The 26,210-nt window shown below is 43.2% G+C and carries 28 protein-coding genes; all 28 read right to left on the bottom strand.

The annotated features are described in order from the left end of the window. The 28 genes from pseI to EUBREC_RS14690 all read right to left on the bottom strand — a co-directional run bounded on the left by pseI (position 1) and on the right by EUBREC_RS14690 (position 26,156). Complete coding sequence (pseI, locus tag EUBREC_RS14555; protein ID WP_012744001.1) at positions 1-1,056, bottom strand: pseudaminic acid synthase; 1,056 nt, start codon at positions 1,054-1,056, stop codon at positions 1-3. After that, positions 1,041-1,757 (bottom strand): pseudaminic acid cytidylyltransferase, encoded by a 717-nt coding sequence (gene pseF, locus EUBREC_RS14560; protein WP_012744002.1) that lies wholly within the window; start codon positions 1,755-1,757, stop codon positions 1,041-1,043. The genes pseI and pseF overlap by 16 nt, the downstream gene beginning before the upstream one ends. 133 nt (positions 1,758-1,890) lie before the next feature. Next, a complete protein-coding gene (gene pseB, locus EUBREC_RS14565; RefSeq protein WP_041254277.1) occupies positions 1,891-2,886 on the bottom strand; it encodes a UDP-N-acetylglucosamine 4,6-dehydratase (inverting) in 996 nt (331 codons plus the stop codon). A gap of 191 nt (positions 2,887-3,077) precedes the next feature. Beyond that, a complete protein-coding gene (locus EUBREC_RS14570; protein ID WP_012744004.1) occupies positions 3,078-4,925 on the bottom strand; it encodes a motility associated factor glycosyltransferase family protein in 1,848 nt (615 codons plus the stop codon). Further along, positions 4,915-5,235 (bottom strand): hypothetical protein, encoded by a 321-nt coding sequence (locus EUBREC_RS14575; RefSeq protein ID WP_041254278.1) that lies wholly within the window; start codon positions 5,233-5,235, stop codon positions 4,915-4,917. The genes EUBREC_RS14570 and EUBREC_RS14575 overlap by 11 nt, the downstream gene beginning before the upstream one ends. A 77-nt stretch (positions 5,236-5,312) precedes the next feature. Continuing rightward, positions 5,313-6,125, bottom strand: coding sequence for a flagellin N-terminal helical domain-containing protein (locus tag EUBREC_RS14580; RefSeq protein WP_012744006.1), 813 nt, complete (start codon positions 6,123-6,125; stop codon positions 5,313-5,315). Positions 6,126-6,353: 228 nt separating this feature from the next. After that, on the bottom strand, positions 6,354-6,830 hold the full coding sequence (locus tag EUBREC_RS14585; RefSeq protein ID WP_012744008.1) for a hypothetical protein: 477 nt from the start codon (positions 6,828-6,830) through the stop codon (positions 6,354-6,356). An 84-nt stretch (positions 6,831-6,914) separates the two neighbouring features. Further along, entirely contained in the window at positions 6,915-7,310 is a 396-nt protein-coding gene (gene fliS / locus EUBREC_RS14590) for a flagellar export chaperone FliS (protein ID WP_012744009.1), read from the bottom strand. 91 nt (positions 7,311-7,401) lie between these two features. Beyond that, entirely contained in the window at positions 7,402-10,095 is a 2,694-nt protein-coding gene (gene fliD / locus EUBREC_RS14595) for a flagellar filament capping protein FliD (protein ID WP_012744010.1), read from the bottom strand. 9 nt (positions 10,096-10,104) lie between these two features. Beyond that, positions 10,105-10,566: a flagellar protein FlaG gene (locus EUBREC_RS14600; RefSeq protein ID WP_012744011.1), complete on the bottom strand. Its 462-nt coding sequence runs from the start codon at positions 10,564-10,566 to the stop codon at positions 10,105-10,107. Between the two features lie 216 nt (positions 10,567-10,782). Continuing rightward, complete coding sequence (gene dnaB, locus EUBREC_RS14605) at positions 10,783-12,114, bottom strand: replicative DNA helicase (protein ID WP_041254280.1); 1,332 nt, start codon at positions 12,112-12,114, stop codon at positions 10,783-10,785. 11 nt (positions 12,115-12,125) lie between these two features. Further along, positions 12,126-12,572, bottom strand: coding sequence for a 50S ribosomal protein L9 (gene rplI, locus EUBREC_RS14610; protein WP_012744013.1), 447 nt, complete (start codon positions 12,570-12,572; stop codon positions 12,126-12,128). Beyond that, positions 12,569-14,626 (bottom strand): DHH family phosphoesterase, encoded by a 2,058-nt coding sequence (locus EUBREC_RS14615; RefSeq protein ID WP_012744014.1) that lies wholly within the window; start codon positions 14,624-14,626, stop codon positions 12,569-12,571. The genes rplI and EUBREC_RS14615 overlap by 4 nt, the downstream gene beginning before the upstream one ends. Before the next feature lie 331 nt (positions 14,627-14,957). Beyond that, positions 14,958-15,893 carry an SPFH domain-containing protein gene (locus EUBREC_RS14620; RefSeq protein WP_012744015.1) on the bottom strand — a complete coding sequence of 312 codons (936 nt, stop codon included), beginning with the start codon at positions 15,891-15,893 and terminating at the stop codon, positions 14,958-14,960. A gap of 6 nt (positions 15,894-15,899) precedes the next feature. Continuing rightward, positions 15,900-16,343, bottom strand: coding sequence for an NfeD family protein (locus tag EUBREC_RS14625; protein WP_012744016.1), 444 nt, complete (start codon positions 16,341-16,343; stop codon positions 15,900-15,902). Between the two features lie 154 nt (positions 16,344-16,497). Next, positions 16,498-16,755, bottom strand: a complete 258-nt coding sequence (gene rpsR / locus EUBREC_RS14630) for a 30S ribosomal protein S18 (RefSeq protein WP_012744017.1) — start codon at positions 16,753-16,755, stop codon at positions 16,498-16,500. Between the two features lie 39 nt (positions 16,756-16,794). Beyond that, entirely contained in the window at positions 16,795-17,238 is a 444-nt protein-coding gene (locus EUBREC_RS14635; protein WP_012744018.1) for a single-stranded DNA-binding protein, read from the bottom strand. Between the two features lie 24 nt (positions 17,239-17,262). Beyond that, a complete protein-coding gene (gene rpsF, locus EUBREC_RS14640; RefSeq protein ID WP_015515858.1) occupies positions 17,263-17,553 on the bottom strand; it encodes a 30S ribosomal protein S6 in 291 nt (96 codons plus the stop codon). 536 nt (positions 17,554-18,089) lie between these two features. Next, positions 18,090-18,278, bottom strand: a complete 189-nt coding sequence (locus EUBREC_RS14645) for a DUF951 domain-containing protein (protein WP_012744021.1) — start codon at positions 18,276-18,278, stop codon at positions 18,090-18,092. A gap of 57 nt (positions 18,279-18,335) precedes the next feature. Continuing rightward, a complete protein-coding gene (locus EUBREC_RS14650; RefSeq protein WP_041254702.1) occupies positions 18,336-19,070 on the bottom strand; it encodes an NAD-dependent protein deacylase in 735 nt (244 codons plus the stop codon). A 55-nt stretch (positions 19,071-19,125) separates the two neighbouring features. Then, the gene (locus EUBREC_RS14655) at positions 19,126-19,776 is read right to left on the bottom strand and encodes a potassium channel family protein (RefSeq protein WP_012744023.1); all 651 of its coding nucleotides are present in this window, start codon (positions 19,774-19,776) and stop codon (positions 19,126-19,128) included. A gap of 17 nt (positions 19,777-19,793) precedes the next feature. Then, positions 19,794-21,155, bottom strand: coding sequence for a TrkH family potassium uptake protein (locus EUBREC_RS14660; RefSeq protein WP_012744024.1), 1,362 nt, complete (start codon positions 21,153-21,155; stop codon positions 19,794-19,796). Positions 21,156-21,197: 42 nt separating this feature from the next. Further along, the gene (gene rsmI, locus EUBREC_RS14665) at positions 21,198-22,034 is read right to left on the bottom strand and encodes a 16S rRNA (cytidine(1402)-2'-O)-methyltransferase (RefSeq protein WP_012744025.1); all 837 of its coding nucleotides are present in this window, start codon (positions 22,032-22,034) and stop codon (positions 21,198-21,200) included. A 12-nt stretch (positions 22,035-22,046) separates the two neighbouring features. Next, positions 22,047-22,805, bottom strand: coding sequence for a tRNA1(Val) (adenine(37)-N6)-methyltransferase (locus tag EUBREC_RS14670; RefSeq protein ID WP_012744026.1), 759 nt, complete (start codon positions 22,803-22,805; stop codon positions 22,047-22,049). Next, positions 22,783-24,015 (bottom strand): PSP1 domain-containing protein, encoded by a 1,233-nt coding sequence (locus EUBREC_RS14675; RefSeq protein ID WP_012744027.1) that lies wholly within the window; start codon positions 24,013-24,015, stop codon positions 22,783-22,785. Before EUBREC_RS14675 ends, EUBREC_RS14670 begins: the two co-directional genes overlap by 23 nt. A 4-nt stretch (positions 24,016-24,019) precedes the next feature. Continuing rightward, positions 24,020-25,009 (bottom strand): DNA polymerase III subunit delta', encoded by a 990-nt coding sequence (gene holB, locus EUBREC_RS14680; RefSeq protein ID WP_012744028.1) that lies wholly within the window; start codon positions 25,007-25,009, stop codon positions 24,020-24,022. Positions 25,010-25,059: 50 nt separating this feature from the next. Next, on the bottom strand, positions 25,060-25,500 hold the full coding sequence (locus EUBREC_RS14685) for a YaaR family protein (RefSeq protein ID WP_012744029.1): 441 nt from the start codon (positions 25,498-25,500) through the stop codon (positions 25,060-25,062). A gap of 68 nt (positions 25,501-25,568) precedes the next feature. Beyond that, positions 25,569-26,156 (bottom strand): nucleoside/nucleotide kinase family protein, encoded by a 588-nt coding sequence (locus EUBREC_RS14690; protein WP_012744030.1) that lies wholly within the window; start codon positions 26,154-26,156, stop codon positions 25,569-25,571. Positions 26,157-26,210: the final 54 nt, after the last annotated feature.

Genomic DNA, 26,210 nt, shown 5'->3' on the forward strand with positions numbered 1-26,210 from the left:
TTATTTTTTTACATATTTCCATGCCATTGCAGTTCCTTTCTTGATATCAACCATAGCTTTTTTCCCTATTATTTCATCATAATACCAAGTACTAAGACCACACCCTGGGCGAATGGATTTCACATTATCTTTTGTAAAAGTCTCTCCTGCTTTAATATCACTAACTACATAAAGAGATCTAGCATGTTTCTTGCCATTTTTTTGAACTTCAGTTAAATTATAAGTTACCACACCTAAAGCATTTTCTACATTATGGATATCTTCAACCATAGCAGCAAATTCTTCAGGTTCCATTGAAAAAGCACCATCAGGTCCACCATCCGAACGTCGTAGGGTCATATGTTTTTCAATTATATGAGCCCCTATTGAAACAGCACAGACATCAACTGCAGACCCCATTGAATGATCAGAAAGTCCCGTAATGCAGTCGAATGTCTCTGCCATATGTGGTATTGTCCTAAGGTTCAAATCCTTATATGGAGCTGGATATTGCGATACACATTTCAAAATCGCAATGTCATTATTTCCAACAGATTTACATGCTTCAACCGCCCTCTCTATATCTGCTAATGTTGCAATGCCAGTAGAAAGTATTATAGGTTTTCCAAGGCTAGCACAGCGTTTGATAAGAGGGATATCCAAAATTTCGTATGATGCAATCTTATAAACCGGCACATCTAGACTTTCGAGTAAATCAACAGCTGTAAAATCAAATGGGGATGAAAAAATTTCAATTCCTATTTTCCTTGCATATTTAAAGAGTCCCTCATGCCACTCCCATGGCATATATGCTTTTTCATATAGCTGATAAAGATTTTGTCCTTCCCAAAGACTTCCCTTGGTTGCCATGAATTCTTCCCCCTGACAATCTATAGTAATTGTATCAGGACGATATGATTGGAGTTTTATTGCATCAGCTCCTGCTTTCTTAGCCGCCGAAATAATTTTCTTAGCTCTTTCATAATCCTGTAAATGATTTGCAGACATCTCAGCAATAATATAGGCGGGATACCCCTCACCTATCCTTCTCCCATTTACCTCTATATATTTTGACATTTTGTTTCCCCTTTCATGAGCTTATACTTCATTTCCGCTATAATCCAGTCTTGCTCATTATCAATATCCTGAACCTCTAATTCAGGTAATTCAATCGGCACAATTTTATCAGTAATCACTCCATTACAAGCCAAATAATCCTTTATGTTATAACAATAAAACTGACCAGCATCATGAAAAAAGGGTTCTAAATCCTGGGATCTAGAATTTCTATATTCTTCCCATTTAAATTTCATAAAACCATCCTTTAGAACATAAGCCCTTTGCGGAGGATACGAAAATCTCACGACTGGTATAACTAAGGATGCATGTTTCTTCTTCATTGATACCAATACCCTTCTCAATTTTTCAGCCGTAATAAATGGAGCTGTTGGATATAGGCACACCATATTATCGAAACACTTACCCATCTTATTATATTCGGATAACACTTCTAACAACACATCTCTTGTAGTTGCAAAATCATTTGATGTTTCAGCACTACGCAAAAACGGTACTTTTGCTCCATATTTTTTGGCTATCTCTGCTATCTCTTCACTGTCTGTTGACACCATCACTTCATCAAAACATTTGCTCTTCAAAGCAGCCTCAATACTATATGCAATAATTGGTCTACCACAAAATTCTTTTATATTTTTTTTAGGGATTCGTTTTGAACCACCTCTAGCTGTTATAATTGCAATATTACTCATATTACTCATACTACTCCCTCCGTTATTGCTGACATGGAGACATATTTATCTGATTATGGAATTCCCGCCTTATCATTTCAGTCCATAAAAAATTGGTTAAAATAAAATTTCTTAGCATCTAACCAAAGCTTCGGTATACCTATTACATTTTGCCCGTTTTTAACAGTGTTTTAATCTCATCAACACTGAGCCACTGGGTATTTGTCCCCGAACTATATTCAAATCCCTGCTCTACTTTTTTCCCTCCAACCTGTATCTTATTAGTATCCCACCAATCAAAATGTGGATATACGATGAAGTGCTTATCATATTCATATGTGAGCATTGAGTCTTCTCTTGTAACCATTATTTCATGAAGTTTCTCTCCTTCACGTATACCAACCTCCGGCATCTCGCATCCCGGTAATATAGCTTGTGCCAAATCTGTTATCTTAAATGAAGGAATCTTTGAGATAAAAGTCTCTCCTCCTTTTGCCTCTGACAATGCCTTAATCACAAGTTCTACTCCCTGCTCAAGGCTTATCCAGAATCTTGTCATCCTATAGTCTGTTATTGGAAGAGAAGTACCACCATTAGCAACTATATTTCTGAAAAATGGAATAACTGAGCCTCTGCTTCCTGCTACATTACCATATCTGACGATTGAAAAATTGACGTCCTTTTCCCCTGCATATGCATTTGCTGCAATAAACAGCTTATCAGAAACAAGTTTTGTACCTCCATAAAGATTAATTGGATTAACCGCCTTGTCAGTCGAAAGAGCAACAACACGCTTTACCCCACAATCTAATGCTGCATCCACTATATTCATAGCACCATTGATATTTGTCTTAACAGCTTCCATCGGATTGTACTCGCATGATGGAACCTGCTTTAATGCTGCTGCATGTACCACATAATCCACACCATCGAAAGCTCTGTAAAGTCTTTCTTTATCCCTTACATCTCCTATAAAGAAACGCAGCTTATCAGCCTGTGGATGTTTCTTATATTCATTCTGCATTACGAACTGCTTATATTCGTCTCTTGAATATATTATTATTTTCTTAGGCTCATAATGCTCCAACACATAACTAACAAACTGATGTCCAAATGAACCTGTTCCCCCTGTTACCAAAATCGACTTTCCATTTAACATGAAATATTTCCTCCTGATATTTTCTATCAATGCTTGGAATACCTTCATAAATAAAAAGCCACCCGAACGTACATAGTCCGAGTGGCATAATAATTCATCCGATATAAATTTATGCCTCCATGCACCTTAACGATTCTTCATGAATCTCTTATATTATTATATATCGACATTATACTATAAAAGTTAATATTTTAGTTTAACTTTGTTAAATCAATGTAGTTATTATAATCAACCTGCATATTTTCAATTGCCTGTAAGTATCCTTTATATGACATTTCACACATTTTTACTATATCATCCACATCACTTTTGATATCTTCTTTAACTCTATATGCAGACATTGCTACTGTATATCCAGTTTCAGCATTATACATTCCCAATATTTTTGCTTCAAGACTATCCTGTAGCACAGAGTTAATTTCCATTATCTCCTGAATATTTTTTTTAATCTCGTCATTTTCTAGCTCTCCCTTATTATTTCTTATCCTTTCTATCGTTTCCATTCCATCATCCAACATTTCCTTCAAATATTCTAAGTTCTGTGGCATCTTTCCAAGTATTTCAATTGCCTGTTTTCTTTGTTCTTTATTCATTAGCTTTGGACAGTCATTTACAATTTTAATCCATTTCTTTTCTGATAACTTATTACAGCACTCATTAATCGCACTGCTAAGTGTCATTATTTCTGTCCCCTTTATTTTCGCACCACCTTCTGTGGCATCAATAAATCTTATACTAGGATTTCTTGATATAGTTGCTTCAAACCATTTCCTATATGCATTCATGTTTCCTTCTGTGTAAACATGATTTCCATATATATCTTCTACTTTAAAGTACTTACCACTTTCTATATCAATATTACTCTCGCTATCATAAGAAGCTGAAGAATGCCCTTTTTTATTAGGATAAGCCAAATCCTGCCCTATCAAAACAATAGTTTCAAATTTTGACATTATAGCAAGTGAAAACAAATTACAAGCTACAGATCCCCCGCTTTCAATCACTCCAAGGTCAATACCCATTTTCTCCAAAAACTCTTTCACAAATGGTTCACCACTCCATGTATAAAATCTCTTACCATTATGTAGCAAATCAATCTTCGAATTATAATTTATGTCAACCAGCATAGGAAGGTTTTCTGTTCCTCTATATTGAAACAATTCCAGAGGTTTATGTGGATCAACAGAAGCAACAATATCAGGTACTATACCTTTTTTTAATAATGGCTTTATTGCTGTATCAACTGCCATTATCATTCCTCTTCCTTTGACCTCCTTTAACATATCTATATTTTTATCAAGTGATGGTCCAGCAGATACTATAAATGCCGGATATCCCTCTTTATTTTCGTTTTCTATATTTTTTATTAAATCTTTTACACCATATTGATCAATTAAATCTAATATATTGTGCCAGAAATTCTCGATATGCTCTCCATTAAATGCAATATCCGTATTTTTCTGCATGATAATCTGTTCAATTCTTGCGTAAAAATCATTCAAGAAAAGAAGATAATCGTCAATCATAAGATTTCTATATTGTGGCATACAAATTACATCTGTAATGTAAAAATTATTAATATCTACCATCTCATGCAATACTTCTATTCTGGCTCCTCTTGTTTTTTCACCTACAGTTATAACCACATGCTCATCTATAATAAAATCTATGTCTTCTACGGTTTCCATGAATTTATGGAAAATTTTTTCAGATGGTTCATGAACATAAATGTAATTATCAGGAAATCTTTCTCTAATCTTGCGAACCAACATTCCATTTCCCAACCCAAAAATTATAAAAACTGCAAATGGATTTTTTTCTGCCTTACTTGACCTAAGTATATGCTCACACTCATTATCCACGCTATACTTGCTATCAAGATAGTATGTATGACCATTTTTCACTATCCCATATATTATTTTTTCATCCAGCGATTTTGCTGTACAGACATCGCTTTCATCACAATCTGAAACTATTTCTTTTAAGTATGGATAGTTGTATATCAATTTATTATATTTTAATTCTAGATTATTCTCCATATTTATACACCAGTTCTTTATATACCACAAAGCTTTCTTTTATTTCATATTCAAGCGTATCAACAATTTGTATTGGATCTTTCAAATCAATTGCATCTAATAGATTTTCTAACTGTAACAAAATTACATCTGTCTGTATATTTTCTCCATGTTGATTGTAATATCCAATTTTATTCAGGAACTCTACCATCATTTCCTGTATTTCTTTAACTATTTCAGGAAGCTTTTTTATCCCATCACCATAGTCTTTATACATCGTATCTATATAATCATCAATTATATTTATAGTTTTCTGTATTCTATTCAACATATTAGTATCCTCGTATAAATAATAAAGCCACTCAAAGTGAGTGGCTTTATAAATATTGGTATACATTATTCCATCAATTACTGGATGAGTGAAAGTACACCCTGTGTCTGGCTATTAGCCTGAGCAAGCATTGACTGACCAGCCTGCTGGATGATAGAAGTAGCAGAGTACTGTACCATCTCTGAAGCCATATCTGTATCACGGATACGAGACTCAGCAGTCTGAGTATTCTCAGAAATGTTATCAAGATTATTTACTGTATGCTCAAGACGATTCTGCAGTGCTCCGAGATCTGATCTCTGTCCAGAAACTTTTGAGATTGCTTTCTGGATTAATGTCATAGCAGATCCAGCTTTAGTAAATGATTTAACATCTAACGAACCAACACCAAGTGCTTTTGCATTCATAGTTCCGATACTGATTGTAATCTTCTGATTCTCTAATGCCCCAACCTGAAGGTTCTTGCCAGTAAATGTTCCATCAAGAAGATTCTGAGTATTGAACTGTGATGTAGAAGCAATACGTGAAAGTTCATTTGTTAATGCATTAACTTCACTCTGGACTGCAGTTCTATCAGCTGTTGTATTTGTATCATTTGCAGACTGTGTTGCAAGCTCGTTCATTCTCTGAAGAATTGAGTGAGCTTCATTTAAAGCACCCTCAGCTGTCTGGATAGCTGAAATACCATCCTGAGCATTTGAAGAAGCTTTGTTAAGACCTCTGATCTGGCTTCTCATCTTCTCTGAAATTGAGAGACCTGCTGCATCATCTGCTGCACGGTTGATTCTATAACCAGAAGATAACTTCTCTGTTGATTTGCTAAGTGTGTTTGTGCTGATTCCTAACTGTCTGTTTGCGTTTGACGCAGCCATATTGTGCTGTACTACCATATTTGTTTCCTCCTTGAATTAAGTGAAGCGTCCATGCTTCAATCTGTTTTATCATTGTAGTTTGCCGCCCGACCGTACGCTTCGTTTGGCTTGCTACCAAGTAATACTTTGCTTACTTGTTATATATATCGGACGAGTCTTTCGATACTTTATACCTCTTTTAAATTTTTTTAAATTTTCTTTTGACGCATTGATTTTACAGCATTTGTCAATTCCATCCACCCATTTTCACTTTTTATTATCCATGAACTGTGGATCTACATATCCTGTCTTTGTCATTGACTGATAATATTTGCTGGCCACATTTGCGCCCTTTCGCACTTGTCTGGCCTGTTTTTTTATTCCGTTGAATTTGTTTGTCATAAGGGCTTTGTTTCTGGCTTCCTGGCTTTGGATTTTCACGCTCTTGTCTGTGATTTTACGGATATGATCCTGCATGATGCGGATTTCTTCTTTGTATGTCTCTTTGTTGCCTTCAAGCTCTTCTTTTACGCGCTCAAAGAGCTTTTCAAAGCCACTGTCCAGGTTGTCTAACTGCTCTATTAGCTTTGATTTCTGCTCTACAACATCATCAAAATCGTCCGGTGTGAGGTTTGGGTCTTCAAGCTGGTTTTTCTGTACCGTGTCAAGCTCTATTATTTTGTCAAGTACCTGCTCTTTTTTCTCCAGGCTTTGTATCATTATTGCGATGTATGTCTGTTCCATGGTGTTCTCCTTTCAAAAAGGCTATTGCCAAGCTCCATAACTTTGCAATAGCCTTTTTGTCTTTTATCGTTATTATTTTTTGTTTTACGACACGCCTACCTTGCTTCCGTTGCAAGTGACACGCATGACCTCTTTCCATGCATCTCTCATGGTACGCAGGTGCTCAAGCACTTCATCGAGTATCTTTGTATCTTTCTTGATATTTGCCTCAACCAGTCTCTGCATGAGGTATGTATATACCTTGTCGAAATCCTTTGCTACCGGATATTTGTGATTCAGGGTGGCCTGAAATTCTTCGATGATTGCCTCTACCTTTTTGATATTATCGTGTGCTTTCTGTATGTCATTTTTCTCTATAGCCATCTCTGCTATGTTGCAGAACTTGATGGCTGCCTCGTAGAGCATGAGTGTCAGCTCCGCTGGCGATGCTGTCTGAACCTTGCTGTTTGCATATACTGCGTATCCTTTGCTTTGTAACATTTGTTACCTCCCTGATTTCGTACATTTACTGCTTGTTGAAATGTACATTTTCAATATATTTCACACATTCTGACTCATGTATGGTTATTCTTTATGAGAAATAGCTGCTTAGTGAGCTCTGTGTACTGTTGAGCTTGGCGAGCGAGCTCTCCATTGCGGAGAACTTTTTATAGTAATAGTCTTCCTTGTCTGATATCTTTGTCTCCCACTCCTTGATAAGCTTTGTGTAATTACTGTACTCTGTGCTCATCTGCTTGTCGTTGTATATGGTAAACGCTGAGCTCAGTGATGTTGATGACATCTTATCTCCAATTGCCTTGTAGAGGTTGTTGGAGATTTGCTGCATAAATGTCATGACATTGTCAAGGTCATTATTGATTGCCGCCATGAGCTTATCTGTGTTGCCTGAGGTGTTGGTGTCATCCTCATCTCCGTCGATATGGTATGCGTTCTGCTCATTGTCTGCAGCATTGAGGTAGCCAAGCGTATGGATTCCGAAGCTTGAGAATGAGTATTTCTTGCCGTTTATCTCCACTGCTGATGACATGGCTGACTGCATGGCTGTCATTACGCCGCTGAGAGTTGTATCGTTTTTGAGCAGGGAATCCTTGATTTTCTGCTCCCACTTCTCAATCTCTTTGTCGGACATGTTTTCCTTTTCATCATCTGTCAGCGGCTCATAGCTGCCTGCTGATGCTGCGTTGTAGAGCTTGGTCATCTCGTTTATGACGTTATTGTACTCTGTCAGGAAGTCCTTTATCTTGTCATAAATGCCCTGTGTATCCGTGGCTGTGGTGATGCTGATTTCATCATTGCCGGATGTCTTTGAGAGTGCTGTAATGTTCAGTCCATTGATGTTGAAGCTGTTGCTGGCTCCGGTGTATTTCACGCCATTTAACTCAATTTCGGCGTCTTTTCCGTCTATCTTGCTGGCATCGGTATTGTACTGTGCGCTTGATGACAGGTCATACGCTGCATCCACTTCATCTACCAGCTTTGAAAGGGCTGCTTTGTACTCCTCTGAATTTGTGTCCTTTATTGCTGCAAGATCCTTTACGATGCTGTTTTTGTCTACGGTCTCCTGTGCTGTCTGTGCTGCTGTTGTGAGCGCTGACACTCTGCCCGCGTAGCTGTTATCTACTGCATCACTGCCTGATGCATATGCGCCGGTTCCTGATATAAGTGCCTGCACTCCGGCTTTTCCGCCGTTGTCCGCATACGCACTATGGACAGCCTCTGTGAGCTTGCTTATGGTGTAATCATCATCCTTTTTCAGCACTGTATCCTCTGATGATTCAAAGGCTGTGACTGTTGACAGGTTTGCTGTGTATGTGTTCAGATCAGCCTCTGATATACCATTTGTGAGAGCTGTATAGGCTGTGTTTGCAGCCTCCGCATTTATAAGCGGCTCTCTCTTGGATGTGTAATCTGCCTTTGATTTGATTGTTATGCCGTTTTTTGAATCATCCGGTTCACCGTCTGCATAATATTTGCCGTCTGCACGCTTGGTATATACTTTTCCGTCTGCATCCTGAAGCTTTTCATCAGTGTCTCCGACCTTTGTGTATGACACTTCCTTGGCGTCATCGCCCTCGCCGGTTGTGGATGTGTATGATATTTTTTCTGTAACCTCATGATATGCCACGTTTTTGGTCAGCTTTGCTGTATCTCCGCTGTATTTATCTGTTTCATCAGCTACGTTGATATAATTGCCATCGGAATCCTTCTTGTATGTTTTGCCGTCGGCAGTATATGTCTCTTCTGCTGAGATGTACTTGCCGTCTGCTGATTTGTATACCGCATTGCCCTTTGCGTCTTTTGCAGTTGTCAGACTGTATGTGGTGTAGCTGTCATCACTGTTTTTCATTATGACGGCTGAGTCTCTTCCTGAGCCAAGCTTTGCAAGTGTTTCAAGCTTTGTCTTGTCTGCACTGCTGTGTGCTGCATAAAAGTCCTGAACATCCGCATAAGCATTGCCATATGTTATGGCATTGAGTAGGTTGCTGCTCTGTGCATTGTACTTTGCAACATTGTCTGCTGCTGTGACATATGCGTTTCTGGCGTCTTCTATATTCTGCTGTGTGTTTCCGTTGTTTTTACCGGACAGGCCTGCGTACTCTCCATATGGGTTTGGTCTGGTTCCGTCTGCCGATGCTCCCACTGCGATTCCGAGCTTATAGAGTGCGCTCGCTCCTGCGGCATTTGCTCCTGTGAGTGTGAAGTCATTCTCTACACCTGTGTCCTTTGAGCTTATGTAAAAACGCTTGTAGTTGCTGTCATAGCTGGCATTAAGTCCTGTCTCCTTGAGCTGCTTCTCCACGTCTGACATTGTGGATGTCGCGCTCAGCGTGATAGTCTTTGTGGTGCCGCCTGTATTTACATTTATCTGCGCATCTCCACCTGTATAGCCAAGCTGAGCCAGTGTGGTCGTTGAGCTTGAGGCATTTATCTGTGCTCCTGTGAGCGAGCCTGCCTTTGCGGTCTCCTTTATTTTAAGCGACTGCGTGCCATTTGGAGCTGTTGATGATGCTGTAACTGTGGCCTTTGTCATGTCTGAAACCGATGTCTTTTTAAGGTTGTAGGCACTTGAAAATCGCAGGTTTGATATATTACTGTACATACTGTACACCTTGGTATTCAGTGACTTCCAGGATTCCTGCTTCCAGCCAAGCTTTGTCTGTGCTTTTTCATATTTTTCTTTCTTGGTTGTATAGCCTGATACAAGTGCTTTGACAATTGAATCCGTATCGAGGCCCGAATTCATTCCCGATAATCTGATTGCCATGATGTCCTCCTATCTCTTCTCATCTACCATGAGTCCTGCCATCTCCCAGACCTTCGCTATCATATCAAGTGTCTTCTCCGGCGGGAACTCTTTGATGACTTCTTTTGTCTTTTTGTCTATTATCTTTATTGTCACGCGGTTAGTCTTCTCATGGATGCCGAACACTGCCTCCGACTGGTCAGCCAACGCGCTCTTGTTGATATCATCCACAGCCTTTTTAAGCTGCATATTCTTCTCATTCTGCTTTTGTGCAGCAGCCTGTGCCTGTCCCTGCGCTCCGGCATCACCGGCTGAATCACCGCTTGCTTCCTTCGTATTCATCGCCTGAATATTCCTTGCGATGCTGTCAGACACGACCTGATTGTCCGCACTGGACACCTCTGTCCTTCCCTGTGCCTGTTCCTTTATCTGTGCAGTTGATGTACTTCCCTGATAGACCATTCCTGCACCCTTGATTGCCTCTATTGCCATCTATAACACCTCCGTGTGAAAATATGTTGCAATTGACTGTTGTTCTTACCCTATTCTAAGGAATATATCGGATGAATTGCGGGAAAGTTTATAGCTTTCTTCTCTTTTTAAGTATAAAGAGATTTTGAAAAATCCCGGCCCACATCGGGATACTTAACTTTATCCTATGACGTGAGCCGGGATGGCTTGTCTCTTTATTCTTTTTGTGTTTTAGTCTTAATGCTCCAGATTTGCAAACTTCGTGTACTCAGGCAGCCATGCAAGGTTTACGGTGCCGATTGGACCGTTACGCTGTTTAGCGATGATGATCTCTGAGATACCCTTGAGCTCGGTGTCCTTGTTGTAGTAATCGTCACGATAGATGAACATGACGACATCGGCATCCTGCTCGATAGCTCCTGACTCTCGAAGATCAGAAAGCATAGGCCTGTGGTCCGGACGCTGCTCTACAGCTCGTGATAGCTGGGAGAGTGCCACTACAGGAACTGAAAGCTCTCTGGCAAGTGCCTTAAGCGAACGTGATATGTCTGAGATTTCCTGCTGACGCGATTCTGAGCCTCGTCCTGAGCCTGTCATGAGCTGCAGGTAATCGATGATGATGAGCTTTAAGTCGTGTTCGAGCTTGTATTTACGGCACTTGCTTCGAAGCTCTGATATGCTGATACCCGGAGTGTCGTCTATGATGAGCTCGGAGTCTCCGATGATTCCGGCTCCCTCGACCAGCTTTTCCCAGTCGGCATCAGACAGATTTCCTGTACGCAGTGCCTGCGCATCTACCTTTGATTCGAGTGAGAACAGACGGTTTACGAGCTGCTCCTTCGACATCTCGAGTGAGAATATGGCTGTACACAGATGTGCATGAAATGCCACATGCTGTGCTATGTTGAGCACGAAGGCTGTCTTTCCCATTGACGGACGGGCTGCCACAAGCACGAGATCTGACGGCTGAAGTCCCGCTGTCCTGTAGTCAAGGTCTATGAAGCCTGTCGGGATTCCTGTTACTGTGCCCTCCTGCTGTGCTGCTTTTTCGATTTTCTCGAGGGCATTCATGACTACAGTACGGATTGGCACGTAGTCACCTGTCTGCCTTGTGGAAAGCAGTTCAAATACATCGTGCTCTGTCTTGTCGAGCACGCTCTCGAGAGATTCTTTGCCGGCGTAGCACTCGTTCTCTATGTCCTCAGTCACATGGATGAGCTTTCGCTTTATGGCATTTTCCTTTACGATATTGGCATAATACTTGATGTTGGCAGAGGTCGGCACACTGGTGACGAGAGTTCTCACAAAGTCAAGGCTTTGTATTTCCTGCGGCACATCCTTTTCCTTTAAACGGTTCTGGAGTGTGACGAGATCTACAGGCTGACCCTCTGTAAAGAGCTCAACCATGGTCTCAAATATGATGCCGTACTGCTGATGATAAAAATCCTCCTTAAGGAGCATCTCGCTGGCGGTCACTATGGCATCCTTGCTCATAATCATGGAGCCGACCACGGACTGCTCTGCCTCAAGGCTGTTTGGCATTATTCGTTTGATTAATGCTTCTTCCAAGGGGATTCCTCCTATCCTTCAACTACTGATACTGTGAGGTTTGCTGTTACCTTTGGATGAAGCTTGACAGGCACCTCATAGTTTCCGAGTGCCTTGATTGACTCGTTAAGCTGCATCTTTTTCTTATCGAGCTCTAAGCCATGCTGCTCCTTTGCTGCAGCCGAGATCTCCTTGGTGGATATGGAGCCGAAGGTCCTGCCGCCCTCTCCTGAGCGCAGCTTTACTACTACCTTTGTGTTCTCTACTACCTTTGCGAGTGCAAGTGCACTCTCGTAGTTTTCCTGTGCCACCTTGTCAGCGTGCTGATTCTGAAGCTTTAAGTCATTTAGGTTCTTTGGAGTAGCCTCTACTCCGAGCTTTTTAGGTATGATATTGTTTCTGGCGTAGCCGTCACTTACGTTTACTATCTCGCCTTTTTTGCCTAATGGTTTTACGTCCTGTAATAAGATTACTTTCATTCTTCTATGTCTCCTTCTTTTAGCATTTCGTCCAGTGTATCCTGTATCATGCGCTTCGCCTGCACGATAGTGACGCCTGTCAGCTGCGCGCCTGCCACATTTAAGTGTCCGCCACCGCCCAGCTTCTCCATGATTATCTGGACATTTATCTCGTCGATTGAACGAGAGCTGATATAAATCTTGTCATTGTACTCCGTGAGCACAAATGATGCCTTGATTCCTATGATATTGAGCAGCTCATTTGCTGCCTGTGCACCAACGATTGTCGGGCTCTCCACATTCTCGCTAGGGCATACCGATATGGCAAACGAGCCCCTGTATACCTCTGCATGGCGTACTGCCTCGGCTCTTGCCTTGTAGCATGCCATGTCATTTCTAAGCATCTTTCTGACGCGTGTTACCTCTGCGCCTGAGCGCTTCAAAAAGGCTGCCGCCTCAAATGTACGCACGCCTGTCTTTGTCATAAAGTTGTTGGTATCGATGAGGATGCCTGCGTAGATGCAGTCGGCCTCTGTCGCATTGATCTTGACTCCGTCGTTGAAGTACTGCAATACCTCTGCAACCATCTCACACGCACTTGATGCATACGGCTCGATATATGAGAGTATAGGATTCTCTATTATCTCGCTGCTTTGTCTGTGGTGGTCAAATACGACTATCTTTCCTGTCTTTCTGAGGAGCTCAGGACACTCTGTGTAGCTTGGCCTGTTGGTGTCCACCACCATGACAAGCGTATCCTTGCTCACCATCTCAAGAGCTTCTTCGCTGTTTATAAACATATCCGCCGGGTAGCCCTTTGCCTCTGAAAATGTCTCCATAAGAGGTCTTACTGAGCTTGTCGGATCATTTATGACTATCTGTGCCTTTTTGTCGAGATTCTTGGCTGCACAGTATATACCTATGCCTGCTCCAAGCGAGTCTACATCTGTGATGCTGTGGCCCATGATAAGCACGTTCTCACAGGTCTCAATGATTTCCTGAAGCGCCTGTGCCTTGACTCTCGCCTTTACCCTTGTCTTGCTCTCCACCTGCTTTGACTTGCCGCCAAAATACAGGATATCGTCGTGATCCTTTATAACTACCTGATCACCGCCTCGTCCGAGGGCTAAGTCTATGGCATTTCGCGCATATACGTAGTTTTCATTATACTTATCGCTCTTTATACCGATTCCGATACTGAGTGTGACCGCCATCTCGTTGCCGACCTTTATAGCCTTGACCTCGTCGAGCACCTTGAACTTGTCCTCCTTCATGCTGTCAAGGTACTTGTACTTGAACACCACGAAGTATTTGTCGTTTTCTATCTTTCTGACAAGTCCGTCATACTTGGCAAAATACTGGTTTACACGCCTGTCGATAAGTGCAACGAGCAGCGACCTCTTTACGTCCTCTATGCTGTCGAGCGCCTCATCATAGTTGTCAATATATACAAGCGCTGAGACCTGCTTCTGCTCTGTGATTTCCTTCTTGCAGTGATAAAGCTCCGACTCATCAAATACGTACAGCGCCGTCAAAAACTGGTCTGCTTCATTTGTGTCGATTATCTCATTTTCCTCTGCGATAGAGTTGAAATATATTCGCTTGACGGACAGACGGACTATGCTGTCCTCCTCCTCATTTACTATCTTGAAGTCTGTCGGCGCATCACTCTTGGTGAGAAGCTCTCTGGTCACTGTCGGAAAAAGTGTCGTGATGGATTTGTGATATTTTTTATCCACACCCATTAGCTCTGCGAATTTGTCATTTACCCATAGTATCTTGCCGGAGTATTCAAGCAGGGCATACGGCACCTCAAACTCATTAAGCAGCCTCTTCTGCACCGATGAATACTGTGTTGCAAAGCTTATCAGCTCATTTGCAACGACCGACTTGCTTCTGACATACAAAAACAGCACGAGCGCAAAGTAAAACACTGTAAAGCCTACCATGCCATAGCCAAGCCTTCTGTCATAGCGCAGTGCTATTCCGTCAGCACATATCCACACAAACGTCAGATATAGCGGCCAGCACATGTAGCTTTTCAGCCTGCCCTTGAATTTTATTTTTTTCTTCATTTTACTCTCCTTATCCCCGGTGCGTTGCGCTGATGCTGCCAGTGCAACGGTTGCGGTTTCGAGAATGTACTACAAATTTATAAGTTACCGATCACACCTTTGTGCAACCCGTATCGATTGATATACCTACTAGAGAGTATACCACTTTGTGGGGATTATTCCTAGTACTATATTTATCAGTTTGGAATTACAGGAGTTCAGGACAATCCTGTGTAATCTAAGCACAATTCTATGCAATCTAAAAAGCACCGCATATATCTGATATTAATATGATACATGCGATGCTTTTTGTGTGCTCTCATCTTCCGGTATTCATTTTAATTAACTATAATTACTTCTCAGTCTTATCCGCAGCTATTTCTGCAATTGACTTTGTAAGACCTGCAATCCCCTGAATCTCTGATGGGATGATAATCTTTGTAGCCTTGCCGTCTGCTGCCTTGGCAAATGCCTCTAAGCTCTTTATCTGGAGCACTGCGTTATCCGGATTTGCCTCCTTTAACATGCGAAGTCCGTCTGCATTGGCCTGCTGTATCTTGAGGATAGCCTCTGCCTGACCTGCTGCCTCCTGGATTGTTGCCTCCTTCTTTGCCTCTGCGCGAAGGATGGCTGCCTGCTTTTCAGCCTCGGCATCGAGGATGACTGACTCTTTATTTCCCTCTGCAACAAGGATTGTTGATTTTTTCTCACCCTCTGCACGAAGAATGGCCTCTCTTCTCTCACGCTCTGCCTTCATCTGCTTCTCCATGGCATCCTGGATGGCCTTTGGAGGTATGATGTTCTTGAGCTCGACACGGTTTACCTTGATGCCCCATGGATCTGTTGCCACATCGAGTGTTGCGCGCATCTTGGTGTTGATTGTCTCACGGCTGGTAAGTGTCTCATCAAGCTCTAAGTCTCCGATGATGTTACGAAGTGTTGTGGCTGTGAGGTTCTCAATTGCCATGATTGGATTCTCTACTCCGTATGCGTAAAGCTTTGGATCTGTAATCTGGAAATATACTACAGTGTCTATCTGCATTGTTACATTATCCTTTGTGATTACAGGCTGTGGCGGGAAATCTACCACCTGCTCCTTTAAGATGACTTTCTTTGCTATTCTGTCGATAAATGGCACCTTGAGGTGAAGTCCTACGCTCCATGTGGTGAGATATCCTCCCAAACGCTCAATTACCATTGCATGTGCCTGTGGCACGATTTTGATGCAGTTTACCAGTACTATAAGTACGATTACGAGTAACACTGCAAGTGCTATTAATCCTTCCATATCCGATTAAGCCTCCTTTACCCTTTTTACAATTAGTTTTACTCCGCTTATCTTTACTACCTCGATAAGCTCGCCTTTTCTTATGACCTGGGTCTCGTCCTGCGGTCTGACTGTCCACTCCTGACCGTTTACAACGGCTTTTCCCGTCTGCTTCATGCTGTCAGCATCCTCGGTGAGCACAGCTCTTTCTCCGACCAGACTGTCCACGTTTGTCTTCACTGTCCTGGAATTGATGTACTTCCCGGCCCATGGCTTTGTGAGAGCTAAAAGCACGACTGAAACGAGTATAAATGCAATTCCCTGAACCACGACATTGCCGCCAAGCAGTGCGATTATAAACGCTACAAATGAGCCTGCCGCAAACCATATGGATGTGAGCCCGACTGTCATAAGCTCAACTAAAACAAAAACTACGGTGGCTGCCAACCAGAAAACAATGTATGTATCCATTTGAACCCTCCCTTTTTATTAGTATTTGTTTTATATTCATTTTATACTATGTAATTTGATTATGCAACAAATATTAATTTTTTAAACATAAAACATTTTTAACCTAAAAAATCCCGACCACCATCCGGTAGTCGGGATTTATCATACATTTATCTTATTCGCAAACGTATGGCATAAGAGCAAGATGACGTGCTCTCTTGATTGCTACTGTAAGAGCTCTCTGGTGCTTTGCACAGTTTCCTGTGATACGGCGTGGAAGGATTTTTCCTCTCTCAGAAATGTATCTCTTTAATTTGTTTGTATCTTTGTAATCAATGACATTGTCTTTTCCACAGAATACGCAGACTTTTTTTCTTCTACGCATTGGTCTTCTCTTCATTGATGAACCATCAGCTGATTTATTGTAAGCCATTTTTGTTACCTCCTTGAATATTTGTCCTCGTGGACACTACTAATTGAATGGAAGCTCCTCGTCGATTCCGTCCGGAATGTTCATGAAGCCATCCCCAGCAGCCTGGCTAGGTGCAGGTCTGTCTGCCGGTGCAAATCCGCCTGCATTTCCTGATGCGGCTGATTTAGACTCTGCAAACTCTGCATTTTCAACCACGACGTCAGTGGTGTATACCTTCTGTCCGTCCTTGTTTGTATAGCTGCCGGTCTGGATTCGGCCCTCAACAACAAATTTTGTTCCTTTACGGCCAAATCTCTCAAAAAATTCTGCTATCTTTCCAAAAGCTACGCAGTTGATGAAATCCGTTGACTGCTCCTCTGCATTCTTGCTGTATCGTCTGTCTACCGCAAGTGAAAATCTTGCTATTGCAAGTGAGTTGTCCCCCTGGGCATAGCGGATTTCTGCGTCTCTGGTTAATCTACCCATAAGTATTACTTTGTTCATAATACAATCTCCTATTTTCTTATACTATGCCTCGTCTTTTCTAACGCATAAGAAACGAAGAACATTGTCCATGATACGAACGTCCTGCTCGATTTCTGCTGGGACTGTTCCCTCAGCATCGAACTGGATGAAGTAATAAAAGGCCTCAGTCATGTGCTGAATCTCGTAAGCTAATCTCTTCTTACCAGCCTCCTCAACTTCTGTAACAGTACCGCCGGCACGTGTGATGTACTCTTTTGCCTTCTCGACTACTGCTGTTCTCGCATCATCCTCGATCTTTGCACTAACGACGAGTGCTAATTCATATTTGTTCATGCGAATGTTACCTCCTTTTGGTCTCTGGCTCATAAATCTGATTATGAGCAAGGAATTTTATATCACGAGTTTAGATAATAACATGAATCGTGGTACTTTTCAAGGGGTTTTTGCAATTTTTCTTTAATTTTTATCAGGTCGGGACGTGCGCCGCGGGCAGGGGGAGGGCACAGGCATACTTCCGCGTGAGCTACGCTTCGCTGCTAAGTGGCTGTACGAATTGTGATTTTGGTTTTCTATGCCTGACGAAACCGTCGCTACTCGCCATCCATGGCTCGATAGCTCCTTGCCCCGGCTTCCATGCCGGGGCATTTCTGTACTTCGTAGCACAATTCTACAGCCTCTAAGCAGCTTCGCTATGCGCTCTTGCGAAAGTACGCCTGTGCCCTCCCCCTGTCCGCGGCGCACGTCCCTTACTCTGTGGCTGAATATAAATAAAAAGACGAGGTGCAGTAAACTGCACCTCTGTTTTTATTCCTCTGTTTTGTTGTTTTGTTATTCTTCTTTGCTTTGTTGTTCTGCTTTGTTTCTATTACTCAAGCCTGCTTCTTGGTTAAGCCGCGGTCATTTTTCTCGACAAGCTTCCTTGGCACCATAACCTGGTGTCCGCAGCCCATGCATTTCAGACGGAAGTCTGCTCCGACACGCATGATTTCCCACTCGCTACAGCCGCACGGATGCGGTTTTTTCAGTTTTACGATATCTCCTACTGCGTATTTATCCATTCTATATTCCTCTTCTACCTATGCCTGCCATTTAATATGCTGTGTATTATCCTCTGTTTACACCTCTATCTGCTCAAATACAGAGCCCAGTCCCTGCTGTATCAGAAGGTCTGCTCTTGCGTCCATCGGTGTGGTGGACTTGTTGATAAGCACGAGCTTATTTCCATTGTAATAGTCTATGAGGCCTGCCGCCGGATATACCGCAAGTGATGTACCGCCTACTATGAGCACATCGGCGTGACTGATGTAGTAGATTGCATCCTCAAGCGTTTTCTGATTTAAGCCCTCCTCGTACAATACGACATCCGGCTTTACCGGACCGCCGCACTTTGGGCATTTTGGCACGTCTGTCGAGTTGAGGATTTCCTCTGCGCTTACAAACTGCAAGCACCTCTCACAGTAGTTTCTCAGCACACTGCCGTGCAGTTCCATCACATTTTTGCTGCCTGCCTTCTGGTGCAGTCCATCTATGTTCTGCGTCACAACGCCCTTAAGCTTTCCTGCTTTTTCAAGCTCTGCCAGCTTGTAATGCGTGATGTTCGGCTCTGCATCAAGGCAGAGCATCTTGTCACGGTAGAATCGGTAAAACTCCTGCGGATGCTTCCTGTAAAATGTATGGCTCAGGATGGTCTCTGGCGGGTAGTCATACTTCTGATTGTAAAGTCCGTCCACGCTTCTGAAATCAGGTATGCCACTCTCGGTTGATACACCTGCTCCGCCGAAAAATACAATATTGTCCGAAGCCTTTATCCACTGCAAAAATGTTTCTACACTGCTGTCATTGTTACCCATATGTGTCCATCCTTTCTTCTTTAAATTGCTGCCTATTATTTTTTGAGCCACACTTTTATAGCTTGCGCACCAGCTTGTCCACATCTGCATTCAGTCCAAGCACCATCACTGCATCGTCTGCCTTGAACACGTAGTCCGGCAGCGGAAGCACGCGATTCTTTCCGGCTTCCTTTACTGTAACGATATTTACATTGTATTTCTGGCGCACATTATTTTCCTTGATGCTCTTTCCTACCCAGCTTTCAGGTGGATTTATCTCGTAGATTGAGTAATCATCGTTTAACGCCACATAATCAAGCACATGGTTAGCGCTGTATTTCTTTGCCACTCTCTCTGCCATGTCGCGGTCAGGGTAGATAACCTCATCCGCACCGTTTCGAAGCAGGAACTTGGCATGCACATCCCTGTTTGCCTTGCTGATGACGTATTTTCCGCCCATCTCCTTCACGAGACTTGTTATCTCAAGCGAGCTCTGGAAATTGGTGCCGATGCATACAAAAATCAAATCGAAATTGTTGATTCCGAGTGCTTTTACTACCTGTGGGTCGGTACAGTCACCTATCTGCACCTTGGTCACGTCATAGATTAAATCCCTGACCTTGGCCTCGTCCTTGTCCATCACCATAATGTCGTTTCCGTTTTTAATCAAATCCGCACACAGATGGTGTCCGAATTTACCCATTCCAATAATTAAAATTGATTTCATTGCGTTTCTCCTTATCCTTATCCAATGATAACTTTTTCCTCCGGAAGCTCTATATTGGCTTTATCCGGTCTATGCACAAACGAAAGCACAAAGGTCATGCTTCCGATTCTTCCACAATACATCATAATTATGATAATTATGCGTCCTACTGTATTTAAATCTCTTGTGATGCCTGTTGTCATGCCGACCGTACTGATTGCAGAGTATACCTCAAACAGTACATCGTCCATCTTCATATTGGATGTGGCAAGTATAGCTATCACCGCGGTAAGTCCAAGCACCAGATTGATGATAAGCACCATTCCGGCCTTTTTGATTACCTCACTGCTTATTTTCCTGCCAAACACATTGCAGCCGTTGCTTCCTCTCATATAAGAAACAATATAGATTATCATGACCGCCATGGTTGTGGTTTTGATTCCGCCGGCTGTCGAGCCCGGGCTTCCTCCTATGAACATGAGCACTATAGTCAAAAGCTTGCTCTCCTGTGTCAGTGCTGCTGTATCTACTGTATTGAAGCCTGCCGTTCTCGCCGTAACTGAGCCGAATAACGATGCAAATATGGCACCCGGTGTATCCATGCCTGCTATGGTATTACTTTTTTCAAAAATATACATAAACAGTCCGCCACCGAAGACAAGTATCAGTGTGGTTGATATTACTATCTTGGCGTGGAGCGAGTATCTGCTAAACTTAAGCTTTTTGGTTCTGACCTCATTCCATATGGTAAAACCGATACCACCTATGATGATAAGCAGCATAATTGTGATATTGACTAACGGATCTGCGACATATTTTGTAAACGATGAGTACTCCTCGTTTATGCCCATCAAATCAAAGCCTGCATTGCAAAATGCAGATATCGAGTGGAACACCGAGAAATATATGCCTCTTAATATGCCAAAATCCGGTATGAAGCGGATTGCTAAAAGCACCGCTCCTATACCTTCGATAAGGAAGGTTCCCCTTATTATCACGCTGAAAAGCCTTACTATTCCACCAATCTCGAGTGCATTGACGCTCTCCTGCATCAGATCCCTCTGTCTGAGTCCGATTTTTTTGTGCAGAAGCATGGAAAATGCCACACCGATTGAGATGAAGCCCATGCCTCCTATCTGAATCAGCACCAGAATCACGAGCTGCCCTATAATACTCCAGTGTCTGAAAGTATCAAACACAACAAGACCTGTCACACAGGTTGCGCTTGTTGCCGTAAAAAGTGAGTCCAGGAAATTAGTCCATTGTCCGTCTCTTGAAGAAAACGGAAGGCTCAGCATTATTGCCCCTGATAATATTGTCAGAAAAAAGCCAACTGCGATGTATCTGAACTCTGTCAGGTTCTTATGTCGTTTTTTTATGTCATGTTTTATATCGTTCATATCCAATCCTAACTATTTGCTGCAGAATGTATTATTGTCAGCTCACAGAAGCTGTCTGTATATGTCCCTCTTGCTGACACCTCTGTCCTTTGCCACGAGCTTCATGGCTTCCTTCCTGTCGATGCCCTGTGACTCATAGTGTGCCATATGCTCTTCAAGAGGCATGGCTTCCCAGCTTTCCTGCTGCTCCTTTGCAATTTCAGCCACGTTTCTGCCACAAATTACAAGCACATATTCGCCTCTTGGCTCCTGTGTCCTTGAACGCTCCAAAAGCTCCGAAAATGTAGTCTGCACCTTTTCCTCGTGCTTTTTCGTAAGCTCCCTGCACACGGTGAGTTCTCTGTCTCCGAGCGCATTGTAAAGCTCCGTGACCGTCTTTATAAGATGATGAGGCGCCTCGTAGATTATGATTGTCCGGGTCTCTTTTTTAAGCTCCTCAATGACGCGCGCGCGTTCCTTTTTATCCCTCGGCAAAAATGCCTCAAACGCAAACCTCCTTGTCGGCCTGCCCGACATGGTGAGCGCTGTAATACACGCTGCCGCCCCGGGAAGCGAGGTAACAGGCACGCCCTCCTCGTAGCAGATGCGCACAATATCCTCACCCGGGTCAGAAATGCCGGGTGTTCCGGCATCAGTGATGAGGGCTATATTTTTGCCCTCCTTAAGCTTTGCCACAAGCTGGTAAGCTTTATCTATCTTGTTAAACTCATGATAGCTCGTCATGGGTGTCTTTATCTCAAAATGATTGAGCAGCTTTATGGAGTTTCTCGTATCCTCTGCTGCGATGAGGTCTACCTCCTTAAGTGTGCGCAGCACACGGAATGTGATGTCCTCCAGATTTCCTATCGGAGTTGCGCACAAATACAGTGTTCCTGTCATATGATTCTCCTGTTATTTTCCGTTATTCCGGGGCTTATCGCCGTATATCTCATATATCTCATCCGTGTATACATTAGGCTCCTTGTATACAACTAAAGGTTTTTCGATGGTTATACGGCTTTTGCCGCCCTTTAACCCCTCTATAAGCACCATGTTTGGCTCCCTGTCCGCGTAGGGATGCACAAGGCGCATGCGCTTTGGCTCGATATGATATTTCATCATCGTGCTAAAGATCTCTGCCAGCCTGAATGGTCTGTGAACCATGTAAAAACGCCCATTGAATTTGAGCATTTTTGCGCTCTCCCTGACTATATCGTCAAGTGTACACCTGACCTCGTGGCGTGCTATCGTCATGGCATCGTCTGCATTTTTGATACCGTGCTGACCTATCATATACGGCGGATTTACCGTCACCACCTCCACGGACTCTCGACCGAAAATCTCCGATGCCTTGCACACATCGCCCTCTTCTATGGTCACTTTGTCCTCAAGATGGTTATATTTCACACTTCTTCTCGCCAGGTCTGCGCACTGAGGCTGAAGCTCGAGTCCGCTGTAATGCTCTCCGTTATTCTTTGCCTCAAGAAGTATCGGAATCACACCGTTTCCGGTGCACAAATCCACAGCTTTCTCGCCGCGCTTTACCTTTGCATAGTCAGATAAAAGCACGGCGTCTATGCCGAAGCAGAACAGCTTTGGATCCTGTATGAGCCTATAGCCCTTGCGGCACAAATCGTCCAGTCGCTCATTACTGTGTATCAGTGCTTCCATTGTCTTTGTCCCTGTTGTAATCTTTATTATACTCTTTATTATAGTTTTTGTTCTTGTAATCCTTGTTGCGGTTGTATTTCTGCTTGTTTGGTCTGTTTTTGCCGCCCTTGTACGGCTTTTTGTAACCGTCCTTATTTTCTCTGCCGGCATTTGCAGCATTTACTTCATTTGTCTCATTTGCAGAAGCTTCCGCTGCCTCTATGTCCGCCCTGTACGGACGTCTTTCTCTGTTGTCACGCTTATCACGGCGCTCGCGATATTCATTTTTGTTGTCACGGTGTCCACGGTTTCTCTGCGGTTTCTCCTGTGACTTGTCCTCCATCGTCTCGTCGCCGCTATCCTCGAGATCCTTGAGCTCGCGAAGCTCCTCCTCGGTGAGCTTTACATCCTTTTTCTGGCGCGGCTTTAAGCGCAGATCATCTACAGTGTACTCACGAAGCTCCTTCTCCTCGCCGTTGTCAATGACAACACGCACGAGCTGCCTGAGCACGCTGACTGACTTGACCTCTCCGATGATTCCCTCAGGTGTCTTTACCTTTTCTCCTACCGACGGCATTCTGCTGTTCAGATACTCATATGTATCCTGCTCATACTTGAGACAGCACATAAGCCTTCCGCACACACCTGATATCTTGGTCGGATTGAGCGAGAGATTCTGCTCCTTTGCCATCTTTATGGAAACAGGCACAAAATCTGCCATATAAGAATGACAGCAGAGCGGTCTGCCGCAGATTCCGATGCCGCCCATCATCTTGGTCTCATCCCTGACACCGATCTGGCGAAGCTCGATTCTCGTGCGGAATACCGCTGCCAGATCCTTTACGAGCTCCCTGAAGTCAATTCTGCCGTCCGCTGTAAAGTAAAACAGCAGCTTGTTTCCGTCAAAGGTATACTCTGCATCCACCAGCTTCATCTCAAGTCCGTGCTTGATGATTTTCTCCTTGCAGATGGCAAATGCCTCTTTTTCCTTTTCCTTATTTCTCTCAACCGTTTTCTCATCCTCGTCGGTTGCCACTCTGATGACAGGCTTAAGCGGTGAAACCACCTTATCATCATCCACCTCCTTCGGCGGAATGAGGACAGTTCCCATCTCTATGCCTCTTGCTGTCTCCACGATAACATGCATTGCCATGTCGAGGTCGAAATCAGCCGGGTCAAAGTAATATATTTTGCCTGCTGTCCTGAATCTGATACCAACTATTTTTGTCATGTGATTAGTTCTCCTTTATGGTCATAAGCAGCAGCTCAATTACCAGGTCAAAATTGACGTTTGCGTTAATTCTTATCTTCGCCTTCTCAAGTGCCTCAAGTATTGCCTCGATTCCATGATAGGAATGCTTTGCTGCCTGTTTCTTTATATCATAGACCTCATCCTTGAATATGAGTCCGTTAACATCGTTTGTCGCCTTCATATACAGCACATCTCTGTACCACACCATAATCAGGTCAAAATAATCCTGCACCTTAAGCTTATACTCAGCTATCTGCTTTACCGCTGCACCCAGCTCGTAGAGATCTATGTCATCGAGGCGCTTTATAAGCGACAGTGCTGACTCCTTTAGCTCGTTGAACTCGTCTGATGAGGCGAGCTTAACAGCCTTTCCGACGATGCCCTGTGCAAATGCGGCACTGATATCTGCCTGATAATCCGGAATATGCTTTTCGTTCATCAGGTATGCCTTTATCACCTCGTCCTTTACCGACTTCATATTGAGTGTGATGCAGCGCGACCTGATGGTCTGCAGAAAGCTGTCTGCATTGGTGGTGAGAAGCATGATGACCGCATATGCCGGTGGCTCCTCAATGGTCTTTAAAAGCGCGTTCTGCGCCTGCTGATTCATTTTTTCAGCCTCATCCACTATGTAAATCTTATATTTACTGCTGTACGGCTTTATCACTATATCGTTGTTGAGCTGTGTCCTGATGTCGTCAACCGATATGTTGTTGGGCTTTTCATGACTGACATATATGATATCAGGATGATTGTGGTCATCTGCCTGATGGCACGATTTGCACTCTCCACAACCGTCTGTGCCCTCCTTCTCACACTGCAGTGCCCTGGCAAATGCCTCGGCTATCATCATTTTGCCGGACAGCTGTGGTCCGTTTATTATATATGCATGTGAGACCTTTCCCATTGATATGGCATTTTGCAGATGCTCTATTATCTGCTCATTTCCTACTATATCCTTAAATCCTGCCATAGCTGCTGCCTCCGTTTTAGTCTGCCTGTGTCTGTTATAGCTTTTATATCCTACGTGAATATATCAAGCAACAGTCCACGTATCTCTCCGATTCTTGCCAGTATGGACAGATGATCCTTCTCATCCTCCACCAGCTCTGATGCCAGCTCATCCAGATTGCTGTCTATCAGTCTTATTATACCATAAACTCTGTGCCTTCCTCTCCTGTCGAGGAAATTTTCTCTGGAAAATTTATGGGATCTGTAGACCACCTCATTTAAAAAATCCTTTATGAGGCCGCGATATCTCTTCATGTCCCTAATGTCCATATGCTCGGCTATTCTGTTGCCCTGTGCTGTGATATCCTGCATCAGCGCATCTACCTTTGCCTGGAGATCAGCGTCTGTTATGGCGCTGGCCAGTGTGAATTTGAACGAGCCGTCACCGGCCTGTGTTTTTTGTGCATCAGGAACCTGTGTCACCTGATTTACTTCATTTACTCTGACTGCCATGAGGCTGCCTCCTTATTCGTTTCCGGTTACACTTATGTGCAAGCCGCAACCATCATCTTGCTCTGCAATTAGGAACTCTGTCGTATGTATGCTGAAATCTCGGCAAGCACAGTGTCCATATCATCATTTATGAAGCGACGTGTAATCCCCGCCTCATGCAGCTTCTCCTCAGAGAAATCTGATGCGTCTGCCAGAAAACGGCGGCACATCTCCTCATATTTAGGCACCTGCTGCCCCTTTTCCCGGTGAATGGCGCGTATCAGACGGTCGCCATCCTCCACCTCCACATAGATTGGCAGTACCTTGTCACTGCCAAAATAATCGCGTATCTTTGTGTAAGACTCCAGTGTTCCGACTGTCAGATAGCTTTTGCAGCGAAGGTCTATATCATCATCATTTACCGTGAAATATTTCCACACGCCGTACACTGTATTGTACTCTCGAAGCTCTATGATGCGCCCCTGTGCACTGAGCCTTTTTACATCCTCTTCATTGCAGAAATGATAATCCTTATCCTGTGTCTCTCCGTCCCTTATCGGGCGAGTGGTATACGGGATAATCCTGCTAAGCATGAGGGAATCATCCTGCAGTATTTTGTTGTATATAGTGTCCTTGCCTGATGCGCTTTTTCCCATCACGCAGAAAATCTTACCCATCTGTAAACCTCTTAATATTGTAATTAGTATAAATATGATTGTTTGCTATGTCAA

The sequence above is a fragment of the Agathobacter rectalis ATCC 33656 genome, from assembly GCF_000020605.1.
GTDB classification, from domain to species: domain Bacteria; phylum Bacillota; class Clostridia; order Lachnospirales; family Lachnospiraceae; genus Roseburia; species Roseburia rectalis.

Coding starts and splice junctions, on each gene's coding strand:
- EUBREC_RS14660 (WP_012744024.1), bottom strand. CDS start 21,155: ATGAACGATATAAAACATGACATAAAAAAACGACATAAGAACCTGACA.
- EUBREC_RS14600 (WP_012744011.1), bottom strand. CDS start 10,566: ATGGCAATAGAGGCAATCAAGGGTGCAGGAATGGTCTATCAGGGAAGT.
- EUBREC_RS14570 (WP_012744004.1), bottom strand. CDS start 4,925: ATGGAGAATAATCTAGAATTAAAATATAATAAATTGATATACAACTAT.
- pseF (WP_012744002.1), bottom strand. CDS start 1,757: ATGAGTAATATGAGTAATATTGCAATTATAACAGCTAGAGGTGGTTCA.
- rplI (WP_012744013.1), bottom strand. CDS start 12,572: ATGAAAGTAATCTTATTACAGGACGTAAAACCATTAGGCAAAAAAGGC.
- fliD (WP_012744010.1), bottom strand. CDS start 10,095: ATGGCAATCAGATTATCGGGAATGAATTCGGGCCTCGATACGGATTCA.
- EUBREC_RS14670 (WP_012744026.1), bottom strand. CDS start 22,805: ATGGAAGCACTGATACACAGTAATGAGCGACTGGACGATTTGTGCCGC.
- EUBREC_RS14645 (WP_012744021.1), bottom strand. CDS start 18,278: ATGGATAAATACGCAGTAGGAGATATCGTAAAACTGAAAAAACCGCAT.
- EUBREC_RS14685 (WP_012744029.1), bottom strand. CDS start 25,500: ATGGCAGTCAGAGTAAATGAAGTAAATCAGGTGACACAGGTTCCTGAT.
- pseB (WP_041254277.1), bottom strand. CDS start 2,886: ATGTTAAATGGAAAGTCGATTTTGGTAACAGGGGGAACAGGTTCATTT.
- EUBREC_RS14580 (WP_012744006.1), bottom strand. CDS start 6,125: ATGGTAGTACAGCACAATATGGCTGCGTCAAACGCAAACAGACAGTTA.
- EUBREC_RS14690 (WP_012744030.1), bottom strand. CDS start 26,156: ATGGGTAAGATTTTCTGCGTGATGGGAAAAAGCGCATCAGGCAAGGAC.
- EUBREC_RS14615 (WP_012744014.1), bottom strand. CDS start 14,626: ATGAAGAAAAAAATAAAATTCAAGGGCAGGCTGAAAAGCTACATGTGC.
- EUBREC_RS14575 (WP_041254278.1), bottom strand. CDS start 5,235: ATGTTGAATAGAATACAGAAAACTATAAATATAATTGATGATTATATA.
- rsmI (WP_012744025.1), bottom strand. CDS start 22,034: ATGACAGGAACACTGTATTTGTGCGCAACTCCGATAGGAAATCTGGAG.
- EUBREC_RS14625 (WP_012744016.1), bottom strand. CDS start 16,343: ATGGATACATACATTGTTTTCTGGTTGGCAGCCACCGTAGTTTTTGTT.
- rpsF (WP_015515858.1), bottom strand. CDS start 17,553: ATGAACAAATATGAATTAGCACTCGTCGTTAGTGCAAAGATCGAGGAT.
- EUBREC_RS14585 (WP_012744008.1), bottom strand. CDS start 6,830: ATGGAACAGACATACATCGCAATAATGATACAAAGCCTGGAGAAAAAA.
- EUBREC_RS14675 (WP_012744027.1), bottom strand. CDS start 24,015: ATGACAAAAATAGTTGGTATCAGATTCAGGACAGCAGGCAAAATATAT.
- rpsR (WP_012744017.1), bottom strand. CDS start 16,755: ATGGCTTACAATAAATCAGCTGATGGTTCATCAATGAAGAGAAGACCA.
- fliS (WP_012744009.1), bottom strand. CDS start 7,310: ATGTTACAAAGCAAAGGATACGCAGTATATGCAAACAGCAAGGTTCAG.
- pseI (WP_012744001.1), bottom strand. CDS start 1,056: ATGTCAAAATATATAGAGGTAAATGGGAGAAGGATAGGTGAGGGGTAT.
- holB (WP_012744028.1), bottom strand. CDS start 25,009: ATGGCAGGATTTAAGGATATAGTAGGAAATGAGCAGATAATAGAGCAT.
- EUBREC_RS14620 (WP_012744015.1), bottom strand. CDS start 15,893: ATGGAAGGATTAATAGCACTTGCAGTGTTACTCGTAATCGTACTTATA.
- EUBREC_RS14635 (WP_012744018.1), bottom strand. CDS start 17,238: ATGAACAAAGTAATACTTATGGGTAGATTAACCAGAGACGCAGAAATC.
- EUBREC_RS14655 (WP_012744023.1), bottom strand. CDS start 19,776: ATGAAATCAATTTTAATTATTGGAATGGGTAAATTCGGACACCATCTG.
- EUBREC_RS14650 (WP_041254702.1), bottom strand. CDS start 19,070: ATGGGTAACAATGACAGCAGTGTAGAAACATTTTTGCAGTGGATAAAG.